General features: G+C 73.5%; 17 protein-coding genes and 1 tRNA gene. 14 read left to right on the top strand and 4 right to left on the bottom strand.

Going from position 1 to position 15,486, the window contains the following annotated elements:
- Positions 1-154: 154 nt before the first annotated feature.
- A complete protein-coding gene (locus ACQUFX_RS20720) occupies positions 155-1,072 on the top strand; it encodes a TatD family hydrolase (protein ID WP_428961998.1) in 918 nt (305 codons plus the stop codon).
- Positions 1,073-1,113: 41 nt separating this feature from the next.
- Here the strand turns inward: ACQUFX_RS20720 and ACQUFX_RS20715 are convergent, their stop codons facing one another.
- Positions 1,114-1,305: a DUF397 domain-containing protein gene (locus tag ACQUFX_RS20715; protein ID WP_428961997.1), complete on the bottom strand. Its 192-nt coding sequence runs from the start codon at positions 1,303-1,305 to the stop codon at positions 1,114-1,116.
- Entirely contained in the window at positions 1,296-2,063 is a 768-nt protein-coding gene (locus ACQUFX_RS20710) for a helix-turn-helix domain-containing protein (protein ID WP_428961996.1), read from the bottom strand. The genes ACQUFX_RS20715 and ACQUFX_RS20710 overlap by 10 nt, the downstream gene beginning before the upstream one ends.
- Positions 2,064-2,272: 209 nt before the next feature.
- Between ACQUFX_RS20710 and ACQUFX_RS20705 the strand changes: the two genes are divergently transcribed.
- From ACQUFX_RS20705 to ACQUFX_RS20670, 8 genes are all read left to right on the top strand, one after another.
- The gene (locus ACQUFX_RS20705; protein WP_428961995.1) at positions 2,273-2,659 is read left to right on the top strand and encodes a hypothetical protein; all 387 of its coding nucleotides are present in this window, start codon (positions 2,273-2,275) and stop codon (positions 2,657-2,659) included.
- Entirely contained in the window at positions 2,656-2,940 is a 285-nt protein-coding gene (locus ACQUFX_RS20700) for a flavin reductase (protein ID WP_428961994.1), read from the top strand. Before ACQUFX_RS20705 ends, ACQUFX_RS20700 begins: the two co-directional genes overlap by 4 nt.
- Positions 2,941-3,015: 75 nt before the next feature.
- On the top strand, positions 3,016-3,570 hold the full coding sequence (locus tag ACQUFX_RS20695; RefSeq protein WP_428961993.1) for an SMI1/KNR4 family protein: 555 nt from the start codon (positions 3,016-3,018) through the stop codon (positions 3,568-3,570).
- Positions 3,571-3,659: 89 nt separating this feature from the next.
- Complete coding sequence (gene rsmA, locus ACQUFX_RS20690; protein ID WP_428961992.1) at positions 3,660-4,532, top strand: 16S rRNA (adenine(1518)-N(6)/adenine(1519)-N(6))-dimethyltransferase RsmA; 873 nt, start codon at positions 3,660-3,662, stop codon at positions 4,530-4,532.
- 107 nt (positions 4,533-4,639) lie between these two features.
- A complete protein-coding gene (locus tag ACQUFX_RS20685; protein WP_428961991.1) occupies positions 4,640-5,596 on the top strand; it encodes a 4-(cytidine 5'-diphospho)-2-C-methyl-D-erythritol kinase in 957 nt (318 codons plus the stop codon).
- A 175-nt stretch (positions 5,597-5,771) separates the two neighbouring features.
- On the top strand, positions 5,772-7,616 hold the full coding sequence (locus tag ACQUFX_RS20680) for an ABC-F family ATP-binding cassette domain-containing protein (RefSeq protein ID WP_428961990.1): 1,845 nt from the start codon (positions 5,772-5,774) through the stop codon (positions 7,614-7,616).
- A 129-nt stretch (positions 7,617-7,745) separates the two neighbouring features.
- Positions 7,746-8,201 carry a DUF4383 domain-containing protein gene (locus ACQUFX_RS20675; protein WP_428961989.1) on the top strand — a complete coding sequence of 152 codons (456 nt, stop codon included), beginning with the start codon at positions 7,746-7,748 and terminating at the stop codon, positions 8,199-8,201.
- Between the two features lie 163 nt (positions 8,202-8,364).
- Positions 8,365-8,835, top strand: a complete 471-nt coding sequence (locus tag ACQUFX_RS20670; protein ID WP_428961988.1) for a DUF4383 domain-containing protein — start codon at positions 8,365-8,367, stop codon at positions 8,833-8,835.
- 40 nt (positions 8,836-8,875) lie between these two features.
- Here ACQUFX_RS20670 and ACQUFX_RS20665 read toward each other — a convergent pair whose 3' ends face one another.
- Together ACQUFX_RS20665 and ACQUFX_RS20660 are read right to left on the bottom strand one after the other, a co-directional pair.
- Complete coding sequence (locus ACQUFX_RS20665) at positions 8,876-9,631, bottom strand: TetR family transcriptional regulator (protein ID WP_428961987.1); 756 nt, start codon at positions 9,629-9,631, stop codon at positions 8,876-8,878.
- A gap of 188 nt (positions 9,632-9,819) precedes the next feature.
- The gene (locus tag ACQUFX_RS20660; RefSeq protein ID WP_428961986.1) at positions 9,820-10,779 is read right to left on the bottom strand and encodes an acyl-CoA desaturase; all 960 of its coding nucleotides are present in this window, start codon (positions 10,777-10,779) and stop codon (positions 9,820-9,822) included.
- A gap of 135 nt (positions 10,780-10,914) precedes the next feature.
- Here ACQUFX_RS20660 and ACQUFX_RS20655 point away from each other — a divergent pair, with 135 nt between their 5' ends.
- The 5 genes from ACQUFX_RS20655 (at position 10,915) to ACQUFX_RS20635 (ending at position 15,433) form a co-directional block, all read left to right on the top strand.
- Positions 10,915-11,643 (top strand): helix-turn-helix domain-containing protein, encoded by a 729-nt coding sequence (locus ACQUFX_RS20655; RefSeq protein WP_428961985.1) that lies wholly within the window; start codon positions 10,915-10,917, stop codon positions 11,641-11,643.
- A 45-nt stretch (positions 11,644-11,688) separates the two neighbouring features.
- Positions 11,689-11,759, top strand: a tRNA-Gln gene (locus tag ACQUFX_RS20650).
- A gap of 130 nt (positions 11,760-11,889) precedes the next feature.
- Positions 11,890-13,323: a bifunctional UDP-N-acetylglucosamine diphosphorylase/glucosamine-1-phosphate N-acetyltransferase GlmU gene (glmU, locus tag ACQUFX_RS20645; RefSeq protein WP_428967017.1), complete on the top strand. Its 1,434-nt coding sequence runs from the start codon at positions 11,890-11,892 to the stop codon at positions 13,321-13,323.
- Between the two features lie 128 nt (positions 13,324-13,451).
- Positions 13,452-14,432, top strand: a complete 981-nt coding sequence (locus tag ACQUFX_RS20640; RefSeq protein WP_428961984.1) for a ribose-phosphate diphosphokinase — start codon at positions 13,452-13,454, stop codon at positions 14,430-14,432.
- A gap of 299 nt (positions 14,433-14,731) precedes the next feature.
- A complete protein-coding gene (locus tag ACQUFX_RS20635) occupies positions 14,732-15,433 on the top strand; it encodes a 50S ribosomal protein L25/general stress protein Ctc (protein ID WP_428961983.1) in 702 nt (233 codons plus the stop codon).
- The last annotated feature ends 53 nt before the right edge of the window (positions 15,434-15,486 follow it).

Genomic DNA, 15,486 nt, shown 5'->3' with positions numbered 1-15,486 from the left:
GTGGCCTGCGTCGCCGCCCGTGGCTGCCTCGGGAGCACATGTCCTCGTGAGCGCGATACCTGGCAGGTATTTTTATGCCTCCCAGGTATGTCGCTCGCGCAGGACGTGTGCCGGCGGCAGCCGGCGAGGGCGCGGTGTGTGATCCTCAGGGGCGATGAGTGAGCCGACTGAATCCCGGCGCGAGCGCGCCGCCCGCCGGGCCGGGGAGTTTCCGCCCGCCTCCGAGCCGCTGCCGCTGGCCGTGCCGGACAGCCACACCCACCTGGACATCACCGTCACCGAGGCCGGGGTGCCCGGTGCGCCGGAGGGCGGGGCCGCCGCCGAGCGCACCGTCGCCGTCGACCCGGTGGCGGCGCTGGTCGAGGTGGCGACCGCCGCCGGGGTGGACCGGCTGGTCCAGGTCGGGGTGGACGTCGAGTCGTCCCGGTGGGGCGCGCAGGTCGCCGACCGGCACGCCGCCGTCCTGGCCACCGTGGCGCTGCACCCGAACGAGGCGCCCCGACTGGCCGACCTGGACGCCGCGCTGCGCGAGATCGAGACGCTCGCCGCCCGGGACCGGGTGCGGGGCGTCGGCGAGACCGGCATGGACTTCTTCCGTACCGGGGAGGAGGGGCGGGCCGTCCAGGAGGAGAGCTTCCGGGCGCACATCGCCATCGCCAAGCGGTACGGCAAGGCCCTGGTGATCCACGACCGGGACGCGCACGCCGACGTGCTGCGCATCCTCGACGACGAGGGCGCCCCGGACACCGTCGTGCTGCACTGCTTCTCCGGCGACGCCGAGTTCGCCCGCGAGTGCGTCCGCCGGGGCTACCTGCTCAGCTTCGCCGGTACCGTCACCTTCGCCAGCGCCACCGCGCTGCGGGAGGCCGCCTCGGTGACCCCGCTGGAGTTGATGCTGGTGGAGACCGACGCGCCGTACCTGACCCCGACGCCGTACCGGGGCCGGCCGAACGCGTCGTACCTGATCCCGCTGACGGTCCGCGCCCTGGCCGCGACCACGGGCGCGGACCTCGGCGACCTCTGCGCCGCCCTGTCCGCCAACGGCGACCGCGCCTTCGGCCCCTGGAGCTGACCGGTCCGACAGCGGGCCGCAGGCGAGCGGGGACGGAGCGGTCAGGCCCGGCCGGTGAGCCGGGTGAGGAAGGCGTGCCAGGCGGTCGGGGGGAAGGTCAGGGCCGGGCCGGTCGGGTCCTTCGAGTCGCGGACGGCGACCACGTCGGGCAGGTTGTCGGCGACCTCGACGCAGTTGCCGCCGTTGCCGCTGCTGCGGGTGCTGGTGCGCCACTGGGCGCCGGTCAGGTCCATGTGGTGGCCACCTCCGTGATCAGGTCGACTGACTGCCAGTGGGACAGCGCCTCGCCGCGCACGTGCTCCCACACCGTCAGTATCGCCGCGAGGTCGTCCGGCTCGCTGACCACCTGACCCTGGAGTTGGTTGTCCAGGTAGCCGGCCGTCCGGTGGTCCACGGCGGTGGCCAGCACGAACGGCCCGTTCAGCCCGGCGTACGCGCCCACTGTGGAGGGCACGACGTGCAGCCGCACGTGCGGGGCGGCACACGCGGCGACCAGGGCGGTCAACTGCTCGTGCATGGTGGCCCGGCCGCCGACCGGCCGCCGCAGCACCGCCTCGTCGATCACCGCCGTGAACTGCGGCGGGTTCTCCCGGGTGAGGATGGTCTGCCGGGCCAGCCGGGCGGCCACGTGCCGGTCGATGTCGCCCCGGGGGAGCAGGCCGCCGCCGGCCAGCACCGCGCGGGCGTACGCCTCGGTCTGGAGCAGCCCCGGCAGCACGACGGACTCGTACGACCGCAGTGACACCGCCTCGCGCTCGATCTCCTGCCAGGGGCGGAACCAGATCGGCTCACGACGTCTCGATATGTCCGGCCATATGTCCACGATGTCCCGGCCCAGGGCGTCGGCCGCCGCCGCCCGGTGCCGTGGGTGGGGGAGGCGTCCCTCCCGGAGCCACCGGGCGGTCGTCTTCGGATCGACCCCGACCCGATCCGCGAGGGATTCGGTGGTGTGCCCGGTTTCGTCAAGCGCTGCCCGAAGTGCGTCGTTCACGGCCCCTCCATCAGACGTCCCAAATATCTGCCGACCATATCCCTACGCCCTGTAGCTGTCTGGTGACGCGCGCAAACCTGATCCGAAGAGGACGGCGCGACCGGGGGTTGGTCCCCCCGACCCGGCGGTCGCGTCCGGACCCGGGGCCGTCGCGGGCCCACCCACCCTGCGGCGGCCCCTCCCGACCCGTCGACCGCAGTGGGGGCCGCATGACGTCCATCCGACCTGGCGACGTGTTTCTGCTGACCAGGGCGGCCAGCGTCCAGTTCGCCCGCCCGATCACCGTCCGGGTGATCCGCCACCACGCCGACTGGCCCACGTACCACGGCTGGACCTGGATCGACTGCTACCAGCTCGACGCCCGGGGCGACGCGGTCGCCCGCCGCGAGCTGTACGTCATGCCCGCCGGCATGACCCGCCAGCACCCGCCCCCACCCCGGCCGACAGCGCCGCCCTCGGCCCAACCCGCGCCCTCGGCCCGGCCCACAGCCCAGCCGTCGGCTCGGCCCACAGCCCGGCCCCGGTCGGGTCGTGGCGGCGCGGGCGCGGGTCCGGCGTCGTCGACCGGTCGGGACGCCGTGCGGGCCGAGCCGTGAGCGCCGACCGGAGCGGGAACCAGCGTCGCTACCGTGGCCGTCGCCTGGAGCACCCGCCCACCCGGCCCACCTGGCGCTGCCGGGACTGCGGGATCGCCTGGCCCTGCTCGGCGGCCAAGCTCCGCCTCCTCGGCCGGTACCGGGAGAACCGGCCCGCGTTGCTGGCGCACCTGGTGACCCTGCGCGAGGAGGCCGCCGGCCACCTCGTCGGCCTGGGACACCCCGTACCCGAGGACGTGCTGGACCGCCGGTTCCTCACCTGGGCCGATCCACCCGATTAGGTCGCGTCGACCCGGGCTCACCCATCGGTCAGCCGCGCGTGGACCCGGTGGTGGGGCGGGCCTAGGCTGCTGATCATGGAGAACGACCCGCGCGCCCTGCCGCCGCCCCTGGCCGAGTCCCACCGGCTGGAGTTCGACTTCGACGACGGGGCCGGCGTCGACTTCGAGCCGTACCCCCAGTTCATGGACGCCGGGGAGACCACCGACTGGTGGCGGGCCTGGACGGGCAACCCGGACGCGGACGGGGCCGGGTTCCGGGTCTTCGGGCAGGACGGCACCGGCGGCCTCGCCGCCTTCTGGCTGGTACGTGCCGGCGAGCCGCTCGACCGGCAGCCGGTGGTCTTCCTCGGCTCCGAGGGGGAGAAGGCGGTGGTGGCGCAGGACCTGGGCGGGTACCTGTGGCTGCTCGCCGCCGGCGTCGGACCCCTGGAGGCGACGATGTACCTCGGCGCCGACGCCGGGGACGGGACCGACGACGGTGACGGGTACGCCGCCCGTCCGGACGCCCGTCGCGTCGAGATCGCCGAACGCTGGGCGCCCGCCTCCCGCCGGCCGGCGGCCGAGATCGTCGCTGCGGCACGGGCCGAGTTCCCCGGCTTCGGCGAGCTGGTCGACTCAATGTGCCGGTAGCCCCCGCCCAGCGGTGGTTGATAAGGGGCCCTTCCTCTACCGGAAGCGTTAACAAGGGGCCCCTCCTTACACCTGTAGGCTGTCGGGTCATGGCCGCAGACCTGCTCGGCCCGGCGGAGATCCGGGAGCTGGCCGCCCGGCTGGGCGTGGCGCCGACCAAGAAACTCGGCCAGAACTTCGTGCACGATCCGAACACCGTGCGCCGCATCGTCACCGCCGCCGGGCTGACCCCGGAGGACGTCGCGCTGGAGGTGGGCCCGGGGCTGGGCTCGCTGACCCTGGCCCTGCTGCCGGCCGCCGCCCACGTGCACGCCGTGGAGATCGACGCCGCCCTGGCCGCCGCGCTGCCGGAGACCGCCGGCCGGCACGCCGCCCCGTACGCCGACCGGCTGCGGGTGCACCACGCCGACGCGCTGCGGGTACGCGCCGCCGACCTGGCCGACCCGGCACCGACCGCGTTGGTGGCGAACCTGCCGTACAACGTCGCCGTGCCGGTGGTGCTGCACCTGCTCGCCGAGCTGCCCACGCTGCGGCACGGGCTGGTGATGGTGCAGAAGGAGGTCGCCGACCGGCTCACCGCCGGCCCCGGCTCCAAGGTGTACGGCATCCCCTCGGTCAAGCTCGCCTGGTACGCCCGCGCCCGCCCCGCCGGCCGGGTACCCCCCAACGTGTTCTGGCCGGTGCCGAACGTCGACTCCGGGCTGGTCGCCTTCACCCGCCGCGAGCCGTCCCGCTCCGACGTACCCCGGGAACGGGTCTTCGCCGTGGTGGACGCGGCGTTCGCCCAGCGCCGCAAGACGCTGCGCGCCGCCCTCGCCGGGTGGGCCGGCGGCGCGGACCGGGCCGCCGCCGCGCTCACCGCCGCCGGGGTGGACCCCGGTGCGAGGGGCGAGTCACTCACCGTCGAGCAGTTCGCCGCCGTGGCCGCGTCGGCTCCGACCGGTACGCCCGACGCCCAGTAGGCTGACGCGATGCCCGCCGAGGGCGTTGCCGACTCCGCCGAGGAGCCCGAGGAGCTGACCGTGGCAGAAGCGTTCGACATCCGGTCCCGCCGCCGGGGTGTCACCCGGTGACCGAGGCCTGGCGACCGGACGACGACGACCAGCATCGGCGCGGGGCCAGCGGGCCGGTCCGGGTACGCGTCCCCGCGAAGGTCAACCTGCACCTCGGGGTGGGGCCCCTGCGCCGCGACGGATACCACGAGCTGAACACGGTCTACCACGCCATCTCGATCTTCGACGAGCTGACCGCCCGCCGGGGCGACACGCTCAGCCTCACCATGGAGGGCGAGGGCACCGGCGAACTCGCCCTGGACGACTCCAACCTGGTGATCCGGGCCGCCCACGCCCTCGCCGGGTACGCCGGGGTGATGCCGCACGCCCGGCTGCACCTGCGTAAGCAGATCCCGCTCGCCGGTGGGCTGGCCGGCGGCAGCGCCGACGCCGCCGCGACCCTGGTCGCCTGCGACGCCCTCTGGGGCACCGGCCTGGCCCGCGAGGAACTCGCCACGATCGCCGCCGACCTCGGCTCCGACGTGCCGTTCCTGATCCACGGCGGTACCGCGCTGGGCACCGGCCGGGGCGAGGCGGTCAGCCCGGTCCTGGCCCGCCCCACCTCCTGGCACTGGGTGGTGGCGATCGCCGACGGCGGCCTCTCCACCCCCGAGGCGTACCGGGAACTCGACCGGCTGCGCGACAGCGGCGCGGCGGGCCCGCCACTGGGCAGCACCGACGCCCTCCTGGCCGCGCTGCGCCAGCGTGACCCCCGGGTGCTCGCCGCCGCCCTCGGCAACGACCTCCAGGACGCCGCCCTGGCGATGCGGCCCGCCCTGGCCGCCACCCTCAAGGCGGGCGAGGCGGCCGGCGCGCTCGCCGGCATCGTCTCCGGCTCCGGGCCCACCTGCGTCTTCCTCGCCGCCGACGCCGCCGACGCGGAACGGATCGCCGCCGAGGTCACCGCCGCCGAGGTGTGCCGCGAGGCCCGCGTCGCCCACGGCCCGGTCCACGGCGCCCGCATCCTCTACTGACCCCACCTCCGGGAGCCGCCCCCGCCGGGGCTCCCGCCGCCCGGACTCCCGCCCGTCGCTGGCGTGGGGAGCGACGGGGCGGTGGGGGCGGTGGGGCGGGCGGGACGCGTAGGCTTGGGGTAGGCGTCCCGTGCCCGCCGGCACCGGGACGCCTTGATCATGGGAGGTGCGTGGGGTGGCCAACATCGTCAACCTGGACCGGGTGTCCAAGGGGTACGGCGCGGCCGGGCCGCTGCTCACCGACGTCTCCCTCGGCCTCGACGACGCCGACCGGATCGGGGTCGTCGGGCTCAACGGCGCCGGCAAGTCCACCCTGCTGCGGCTGCTCACCCGCATCGAGGAGCCGGACGACGGCCGGGTCACCCACCGCCGGGACGTGCGTGTCGCCGCGCTGCCCCAGACCTTGACGCTCGCCCCCGACGCCACCGTCCGCGACGTCGTGCTCGGCACCGCCTGGCTCGCCGAGGGGATGGGCGCGGAGCACGAGTGGGCCGGTGACGCCGGGGTCCGGGCGATCCTCGACGGGCTCGGCATGCCCCACCTCGGGCTCGACCAGCCCGTCGGGCCGATGTCCGGGGGTGAGCGGCGGCGGGTGGCGCTGGCCGCGCTCCTGGTCCGCGAGGCCGACCTGCTCATCCTGGACGAGCCCACCAACCACCTCGACGTCGGCGGTGTCGACTGGCTGGCCAAGCACCTGGTCCGCCGTAAGGGCGCGCTGGTCGTGGTCACCCACGACCGGTGGTTCCTCGACGCGGTCTGCACCACCACCTGGGAGGTGGCCGACCGGACCGTCCGCTCCTACGACGGCGGGTTCGCCGCCTGGACCCTGGCCCGCGCCGAGCGGGAACGGGTCGCCGCCGCCACCGAGGCCCGCCGGCAGAACCTGCTCCGCAAGGAGATCGCCTGGCTGCGCCGGGGCGCGCCGGCCCGGACCAGCAAGCCGAAGTTCCGGATCGACGCGGCCAACGCGCTCATCGCCGACGTGCCGGAGCCGCGCGACACCATGTCGCTGCAACGGCTGGCCACCGCCCGGCTCGGCAAGCAGGTGTACGACCTGACCGACGTCACCCTGCACGCCGGGCCGAAGGAGATCCTGCGCGACGTCACCTGGCAGGTCGGCCCCGGCGACCGGATCGCCATCCTCGGCGCGAACGGCGCCGGCAAGACCACCCTGCTGCGGATGCTCGCCGGGATCACCCGGCCCGACGGGGGCAGGTTCGTCACCGGTTCCACCGTCCGCCCCGCCTTCCTCTCCCAGGAACTGGCCGAACTCCCCGGTCACCTGCGCGTCCTGGAGGCGGTGGAGGAGGTGGCCCGCCGGGTGCAGCTCGGCGACCGGGAGGTCTCCGCCGCCCAGCTCGCCGAGACGTTCGGCTTCGACGACCGTCGGCTCTGGACCCCGGTCGGCGACCTCTCCGGTGGGGAACGCCGCCGGTTGCAGATGCTGCGGCTGCTCGCCGCCGAGCCGAACGTGCTCCTCTTCGACGAGCCCACCAACGACCTGGACACCGACACCCTGGCCGCGCTGGAGGACCTGCTCGACTCCTGGCCCGGCACCATCGTGGTGGCCAGCCACGACCGGTACCTCATCGAGCGGGTCACCGACGCGGTGTACGGCATGTTCGGCGACGCCCGGCTGGTGCACCTGCCCGGCGGGGTCGACGAGTACCTGACCCGCGCCGCCGCGCACGCCGTGACCGGCGGGGCCGCCACCATCGCCGGGGCCGCCGGGAACACCGCCGGAAGCGGGGAGGCCGGGGCGTCGCCCCAGGACCGACCGGCCCCGGCCGGCATGTCCGCCGCCGAGGCGCGGACCGCCAAGAAGGAGCTGGCCCGGCTGGAACGGCAGATCGGCAAGCTGGAGCAGAAGGAGGCCACCCTGCTCGACCAGCTCGCCGCGAACGCCACCGACTACGCCCGGGTGGCCGACCTCGACGGGCAGCTCAAGGAGGTACGGGCCGAGCGGGAGCAGACCGAGGAGACCTGGCTCGCCCTCGCCGAACAGGTCCCCGGTACCTGATCCGACCCGACGTCGCTGGTCCCGGCGTACCGGCCGGCGGACGCGCCCGGCGGGCGTGTGCGGCGTCACACCGCGACATGCGGGACAATCGTCGACGACCCTCACCCGAACGGCGTTGGAGACTGAGTCATGGCCCACACCCCCGTCAACCACCCCGCGCGGCCGATCTACCGGGCGATCGGCGGGCTCGTCGGTCTGTACTTCGTGGTCTTCGGCGTGCTCGGCGTCATCGCCGCCGCCGGCGACGACCTGCTCGCCCGGGACGACACCAAGGTCCTCGGGCAGGGCAGCAACCTCGGGTTCGCCCTGGTGAGCCTGGTCGTCGGCGTGCTGGTGCTGGCCGGCACCGCGCTCGGTCGAAACCGCGACGTGGTGATCAACGGCTGGCTGGCGTACGCCCTGATGGCGCTCGGGCTGGCCGGGCTGGCGTTCATCCGGACCGACGTGAACATCTTCAACTGGAGCGTCGCCACCAGCGTCGTGGTGATGACCCTCTCGCTCGTCCTGCTGATGGTCAGCATGTACGGCAAGGTCGGCACCGACGAGGAGCAGGACGCCTGGCAGAAGGCCCGCCTGGTGCTCTGACCCGCCGCGTGACCACGCCCCGCGACCCGGCCGGTCACCGGCCGGGTCGCGTCGTCCGGGTGGGCGTGCCGGGGCGGGGGTGATCGGTCCGATCGCCGGACGGCGGCCCGCCTCCTGGGTGACAATTCGGGCGAATGGTCACCCAGGGCGGGAGGAGCAGCTCGTGGCGCACATTCCGGTGAACCACCCGGCCCGGACGCTCTACCGGATCTTCTCCGGCCTGGTGGGGCTCTACATCTTCGTCTTCGGCGTCTACGGGGTCGTCGTGACCTGGGGCGAACCGCTCTTCGCCCGCAGCAGCACCTGGGTGCTCGGGCTGCGGACCAACCTCGCCTTCGCCCTGGTCTCCGTCGTCTTCGGGGCGGTGCTGGTGATCGGCGCCTCGCGCCGCACCAACCTCGGCCACTACATGAACCTCACCGCCGGGGTGGTCTTCATGGTCACCGGCCTGGCCATGATGTCGGTGCTCCAGACCAGCGCGAACTTCCTCAACTTCTCGATGTCCACGGTCGTCGTCTCGCTGCTGTTCGGCCTGCTGCTGCTCGCCACCGGCCTCTACGACAAGATCGGTACGGCCGAGCACGCCGAGGCCGAGCGGCAGCGCCGCAACCACCCCGTCGCCGACTCCCGCTGACCCCGGCGGGCCGGCCCGGCCCCACCACCGGCGTACCGGCTCAGCGTGGCCGCACCGTGATCAGGCCGGGCTTGGCCTCCAGGTGGGACAACCCGTTCCAGGCCAGGTTCACCAGGTGCGCGGCCACCGTCTCCTTCCGTGGCTTGCGGACCTCCAGCCACCAGCGGCCGGTCAACGCCACCATCCCCACCAGCGCCTGCGAGTACAGCTCGGCCAGCTTCGGGTCGTACCCCCGGCTCTTGAACTCCGCGCCGAGGATGTGCTCGACCTGGTGGGCGACGTCGTTCATCACACTGCTGAAGTTGCCCGTCGCCGACATCAGCGGCGACTCCCGGACCAGCACCCGGAAGCCGCTGGTCTCCTCCTCGATGTAGTCGAGCAGCGCCATCGCCGCCTGCTCCAGCAACTCCCGGGGATGGCCGGCGGTCAGCGCGGTGGTGATCCGGTCCAGCAGCGCCCGGACCTCCCGGTCCACCACCACCGCGTACAGGCCCTCCTTGCCGCCGAAGTGCTCGTACACCACCGGCTTGGAGACCTTCGCCCGCGCCGCGACCTCCTCGATGGAGGTGGCGTCGAAGCCCCGCTCGGCGAAGATCAGCCGGCCGATCGAGATCAACTGCTCCCGGCGCTGAGCGGCGGACATGCGGACCCGGGAGCCCGGTTTCGCCGTCCGCCGCGCCCCGGTGGCGCCCCCGTCCCCCGCCGCCTGCGCCGTGCTGCCGCCCCGTCGCCGCACGGTGCCGGCCGGCCTCGGGGCGCTCCCGGCTGTGTCGGCCGCGTCGTCGCGTCCACTCACGCCGCCACCCCGCCGGCCGCCACCCCGCCGGCCGCCGTCCCGCTGGCCGCCGCAGACGCGCTGTCGGTCCCCCCGACCGTTCCCGGCGCGGATCCCGCTCCCACGCCGCCGTGCCGGCCACCGCCGTTGCTGCCTCGCTCGGTCATCCGGCCATCCTGCCAGGTGCACGGGCGGACGGTCCGTCCCGTTCAGCCGCCCGGGGTGGGCTTCGCCAGTTTCGCCGCGATCCGCTCCGGCTTCGGCCAGCGCACGTCCCAGGCCGCACCGGTGCGCTCGAACAGCCAGATCACCCGGGCCGAGATGTCGACCTGGCCGCGCAGCACGCCGTGCCGGGCGCTCGTCGGGTCGGCGTGGTGCAGGTTGTGCCAGCTCTCGCCGAGCGACAGGATCGCCAGCGGCCAGAAGTTCGACGCCCGGTCGCCCTGGCGCATGGCGAACGGGCGCTCGCCGTACACGTGGCAGACCGAGTTGATCGCCCAGGTCACGTGGTGCAGCAGGCCGACCCGGACCAGCCCGGCCCAGAAGAACGCGGTCAGCGCGCCCTGCCAGGACCAGGTCACCAGGGCGCCCATCGCGGCGGGGCCGAGCAGCGAGACGGCGACCAGTGCCGGGAAGAGCCGGTCCACCCGGTGGATGTCCCGGTCGGCGACCAGGTCCGGGGCGAACCGTTCCCGGTTGGACAGCTCCCGGGCGAAGAGCCAGCCGACGTGGGCGTGCAGCAGGCCCCGGCTCAGGCCCCGGACGCTCGCCCCGAACCGCCACGGCGAGTGCGGGTCACCCTCCAGATCGGAGTAGGCGTGGTGCCGGCGGTGGTCGGCGACCCACTGGATGATCTCGCCCTGGATCGCGAGCGAGCCGGAGACCGCCAGGGCGACCCGCAGCCACCGCTTCGCCTTGAACGAGCCGTGGGTGAAGTACCGGTGGAAGCCGACCGTGATGCCCAGCCCGGAGACCAGGTACCAGACGAGCGCGATCGCCACGTCGGACCAGCCCAGCCAGCCGCCCCAGGCCACCGGCACCGCCGCGAGCAGGGCGGCGAACGGCACGGTCACGAAGATCCAGAGCGCGACCAGGATGCCCCGGGACTGGGTGCCGTCGGTGATCGGTTTGGGTCCGCCGGTCTGGGGTTCGAGCAGAGCAGTCGACATGGCACCTCGCTAGGGGGGAGGGGTGAAGATCACTAAGTTACGCCTACGTCACCGTAACTTACGGTGCCGTGAAGCGCACCGGACACTCGCCCCGATCGATGGGGTCCTGTCGTACGTACGTACTAGCCTGCCGGCATGACGGAGGATGGAGAGCGGGCCCGTGCGGGCGGGTGGGACGACCTGGGTGCCCAGGCGGAGGCGCTGCGGTTGCAGGGTTGCTCGGTGCCGGAGATCGCCGAGCGGCTGGGGATCAGCCGGTCCAGTGCGTACCGGTGGGTCGGGCACCTGCCGCTGGTCCGGGATGAGGCGACCGAGCGCGCCCGCCGGTCGGCCCGCTCGGCGGCGACGGCCGAACGGTGGGTGGCCCGTCGGGCGGCGCGCGACGCGGCGCGCGCCGAGACGGTCGCTGCCTGCGCCGGGTTCGTGAAGCGGCTGCGGTACCGCGACCTGGTGCTCGTCGGAGCGGCGATCTACTGGTCGGAGGGGACGAAGGCCAAGCCCTGGCGGCCCAACGACTGCCGGGTGCGGTTCGTCAACAGCGACCCCGTGCTCGTCGAGTTGTTCGTCAGCTTCGTCGAGGCGCTGGGGGTGCCCCGGGCGACGTTGCGGTACCGGGTGAGCATCCACGAGACCGCTGACCCCGCCGACGCGGTCCGGTGGTGGGCTGCTGCCGTGGGGGTCCCGCCCGAGGACTTCAAGCCCACCACGCTCAAGCGGCACAATCCCACGACCCGTCGGCGCAACACGGGCGAGGGATACCACGGCTGCCTGGCGGTCGACGTCCCGAGATCGAGTCGCATGTACTGGAAGATCGAGGGGATCATGAAGGGAATGGCGGATGGCGTCGCGGCAATGGAGCGCTAAGGTGTAGGGGTCGGGCGAGGTTGGCACTTTGTCTGATTTAGACCGTCCCGGGTCGTCTAATGGCAGGACGTCAGGTTTTGGTCCTGATTGTAGGGGTTCGAGTCCTCTCCCGGGAGCTTCTGCTGATCAGCGGAGGATGTCTGGTTAGCATGGCGGCGGAACTGTCCGCGTACCGACGGGAGCCGCCCCGTGTCCCAGCCCCACCTCCGCACCGTCGTCGTGCTCGCCGCCGGTGAGGGCAAGCGGATGAAGTCGGCGCTGCCCAAGGTCCTGCACCCGTTGCTCGGGCGGACCCTGGTCGGGCACGTGCTCACCGCCGCCGCGCCGCTCTCCGCGGACCGTACCGTCGTCGTGGTCGGGCACGGCGCGGACCAGGTCCGGGCGCACCTGACCGAGGTGGCGCCGGCCGCCACGGCGGTGCTCCAGGAGCGCCAGCTCGGCACCGGGCACGCGGTCCGCATCGCGCTGGACGCCGTACCGGAGACCGCCGGGACCGTCGTCGTGATCAACGGTGACGTGCCGTTGCTGCGGCCCGAGACGGTGGTGGCGCTGGTCGAGGCGCACGAGGGCGCGGGCGCGGCGGCCACCGTGCTCGCCGCCGAGGTGCCCGACCCGACCGGCCTGGGCCGGATCGTGCGGGACGCGGCGGGTCGGCTGGAGCGGATCGTCGAGGAGCGCGACGCGACCGCCGAGCAGCGGGCGGTCCGCGAGATCAACGCGGGGATCTACGCCTTCGACGCGGCCCGGCTGCGCGACGCGCTGGGCAAGCTCTCCACCGACAACGACCAGGGCGAGGAGTACCTGACCGACGTCTTCGCGCTGCTCGTCTCGGCCGGGGAGCCGGTGGCGGTGCACGTCGCCGTCGACCACGTGGAGACGCTGGGCTGCAACGACCGGGTCGAGTTGGCGGCGCTGCGCCGGCTGCTGCGGGACCGGGTCAACGAGCGCTGGATGCGGACCGGGGTCAGCATCCTGGACCCGGAGACCACCTGGATCGACGTGACGGTGGCGGTGGACCGGGACGCGGTGATCGACCAGAACACCCAGCTCCGCGGGGCCACCGTGGTCGGGGCCGAGGCCGTGGTGGGCCCGGACGTGACGCTGATCGACACCGTGGTCGGCCCGGCGGCCACCGTGCTGCGTAGCCACGCGGTGCAGGCCGAGGTCGGCCCGGGGGCCAGCGTGGGCCCGTACGCGTACCTGCGGCCGGCCGCGCGCCTGGCCGAGCGGGCCAAGGTGGGGACCTTCGTCGAGGTGAAGAACTCCGACGTGGGCCCGGGGGCGAAGGTGCCGCACCTGTCGTACGTGGGGGACGCGACGATCGGGGCGAAGGCCAACATCGGCGCGGCGACGATCTTCGTGAACTACGACGGGGTGGCGAAGCACCGGACGACCGTGGGGGAGGCGGCCTTCATCGGCTGCGACACCAGCCTGATCGCCCCGGTCGAGGTGGGCCCCGGGGCGTACGTGGCGGCGGGGAGCGCGATCAGCAAGGACGTCCCGCCGGGGGCGCTGGGCGTGAGCCGGGCGTCGCAGCGCAACGTCGACGGCTGGGTGGCCCGGCGGCGCGAGGGTACGGTCTCGGCGGCTGCCGCCGAGCGTGCCCGGCGGGCTGCGGACGGTGACCCGTCGGCGACCGGTGCGGCCGGGGCGCAGAGTGCTCCGGGTGATGCCCGGTAGGCAAGGGAAGGTGAGCCAATCCACGGGCGTACCGAGCCGGTGGGTCCGGCCCCGGAGGGGGTAGATACTGCAACCGAAGTCTCCGGCCACCACCGCCGGGCACACCGACCTACGGGAGTAGACCGGCCATGGGCAGCATCGTCGCCGAAAACCGTAAGAGCCTGATGCTCTTCTCCGGACGCGGCTTTCCGGAGTTGGCCAGTGAGATCGGTGAGGTGCTCGGCGTCGCGCCGACGCCTGCCGACGCGTACGAGTTCGCCAACGGGGAGATCTTCGTCCGGTTCAAGGAGTCGGTCCGCGGCTCGGACGCCTTCGTGGTGCAGTCCGTCACGCACGGCGTCAACACCTGGGTCATGGAGACCCTGATCATGGTGGACGCGCTCAAGCGCGGTTCGGCCAAGCGGATCACCGTGGTCCTGCCGTTCTACCCGTACTCCCGGCAGGACAAGAAGCACCGGGGCCGGGAGCCGATCTCGGCCCGGCTGATCGCGGACCTGTTGAAGACCGCCGGGGCGAACCGGATCCTCACCGTGGACCTGCACACCGCGCAGATCCAGGGGTTCTTCGACGGCCCGGTGGACCACCTCTTCGCCATGGACGTGCTGGCGGAGTACGTCCAGCGCCGGTACGCCGGCCGGCCGATGACGGTGGTGGCGCCGGACTCGGGCCGGGTCCGGGTGGCCGAGCGATGGACCGACCGGCTGGGCGGCTGCCCGCTGGCCTTCATCCACAAGACCCGCGACCCGCTCAAGCCGAACCAGGTGGTGGCGAACCGGGTGGTCGGCGAGGTGGAGGGCCGGGTCTGCCTGATCGTCGACGACATGATCGACACCGGTGGCACGATCTGCAAGGCGGCGGACATCCTCCAGGAGTCGGGCGCGGCGGACGTGATCGTGGCGTCGACCCACGCCCTGCTGTCGGACCCGGCGACCGAGCGGCTGAAGAACAGCCCGATCAGTGAGGTGGTGGTGACCAACACCCTGCCGCTGCCGCCGGAGAAGCAGCTCGACAAGCTGACCGTGCTGTCGATCGCGCCGCTGCTGGCGCGGGCGATCCGTGAGGTGTTCGACGACGGGTCGGTGACCACCCTGTTCGGCGGGCTGAGCTGAGCGAACGTCCTCGCCCGGTCCGACCTTCCACCGGAGGTCGGGCCGGGCGGTTCCGTGCCCGGCAGCAGGTGGGCGCGGTGGGGGGCGGGTACTGCCGTCAGGCGTGGAAGGCGCTCGGGTAGACTGGTCCGGTTGCCACGGCGAGGGTGCCCGGCGGGTCGCAGTTGGTGGGCCGCCCGGAGGCACCGTCATCGACGCGGTGCTCCGGGCAGTCGATCATGACGCTTGAGCCCCTGCGAGCCCCTCGCCCAGCACCGCCAGTCGACAAGTCGCCGCAGCGAAGCATCAGGAGTTTTCCCGTGTCCGAGGTAAAGATCAGCGCCGAGCCCCGTACCGAGTTCGGCAAGGGTGGTGCCCGTCGTACCCGCCGGGCCGGCAAGGTGCCTGCCGTGCTGTACGGCCACGGCGAGAAGCCCAAGCACATCGCGTTGCCCGCGCTGGAGTTCGCCGCCGCCATCCGGCGGGGTGGCGCCAACCAGCTCTTCGCGATCGAGGTCAGCGACGGCACCCAGGTGCTGGCGCTGCCGAAGGCGATCCAGCGTGACCCGATCAAGGACACCTTCGAGCACGTCGACCTGCTGCTGGTCCGCCGGGGCGAGAAGGTCACCGTCGAGGTGCCGGTGCAGCTCACCGGCGAGGCGGCGAAGGACACCCTGATCGTGCACGACCACGACACCCTCTCGGTGACCGCCGACGCCACCAAGGTGCCGGACCACCTGGAGGTCTCGGTCGAGGGCGTCGAGGCCGGCAACCAGGTCACCGCCGCCGACGTCGAGCTGCCGCAGGGCGTGGAGCTGGCCGCCGACGCCGACACCCTGGTCGCCTCGATCACCGCCGCGCCGACCGCCGAGCAGCTCGAGGCCACGCTGCCCGAGGTCGAGGCCGCCACCGAGGAGGCCGAGGCGCTCGCCGAGGGCGAGGAGGCCGCCGAGGCCGCCGAGGCTCCCGAGGCCGCTGCCGAGGGCGAGCAGGAGCCGGCCGCGAAGCCGGCCGAGGCCTGATCGGACCACATCGTGTGACAGGCGCTCCCGAGCACCGGGGGCGCCTGTCGGCG

The organism is Micromonospora fluostatini (assembly GCF_050410825.1).
GTDB lineage: Bacteria > Actinomycetota > Actinomycetes > Mycobacteriales > Micromonosporaceae > Micromonospora > Micromonospora rosaria.
This window is presented reverse-complemented; position numbering and strand designations above follow the sequence as displayed.

Bases quoted from the DNA above. Each gene is read 5' to 3' on its own strand.
- ACQUFX_RS20720 (WP_428961998.1), top strand. From the start codon at position 155: ATGAGTGAGCCGACTGAATCCCGGCGCGAGCGCGCCGCCCGCCGGGCC.
- ACQUFX_RS20715 (WP_428961997.1), bottom strand. From the start codon at position 1,305: ATGGACCTGACCGGCGCCCAGTGGCGCACCAGCACCCGCAGCAGCGGC.
- ACQUFX_RS20705 (WP_428961995.1), top strand. From the start codon at position 2,273: ATGACGTCCATCCGACCTGGCGACGTGTTTCTGCTGACCAGGGCGGCC.
- ACQUFX_RS20695 (WP_428961993.1), top strand. From the start codon at position 3,016: ATGGAGAACGACCCGCGCGCCCTGCCGCCGCCCCTGGCCGAGTCCCAC.
- rsmA (WP_428961992.1), top strand. From the start codon at position 3,660: ATGGCCGCAGACCTGCTCGGCCCGGCGGAGATCCGGGAGCTGGCCGCC.
- ACQUFX_RS20675 (WP_428961989.1), top strand. From the start codon at position 7,746: ATGGCCCACACCCCCGTCAACCACCCCGCGCGGCCGATCTACCGGGCG.
- ACQUFX_RS20660 (WP_428961986.1), bottom strand. From the start codon at position 10,779: ATGTCGACTGCTCTGCTCGAACCCCAGACCGGCGGACCCAAACCGATC.
- ACQUFX_RS20655 (WP_428961985.1), top strand. From the start codon at position 10,915: ATGACGGAGGATGGAGAGCGGGCCCGTGCGGGCGGGTGGGACGACCTG.
- glmU (WP_428967017.1), top strand. From the start codon at position 11,890: ATGAAGTCGGCGCTGCCCAAGGTCCTGCACCCGTTGCTCGGGCGGACC.
- ACQUFX_RS20640 (WP_428961984.1), top strand. From the start codon at position 13,452: ATGGGCAGCATCGTCGCCGAAAACCGTAAGAGCCTGATGCTCTTCTCC.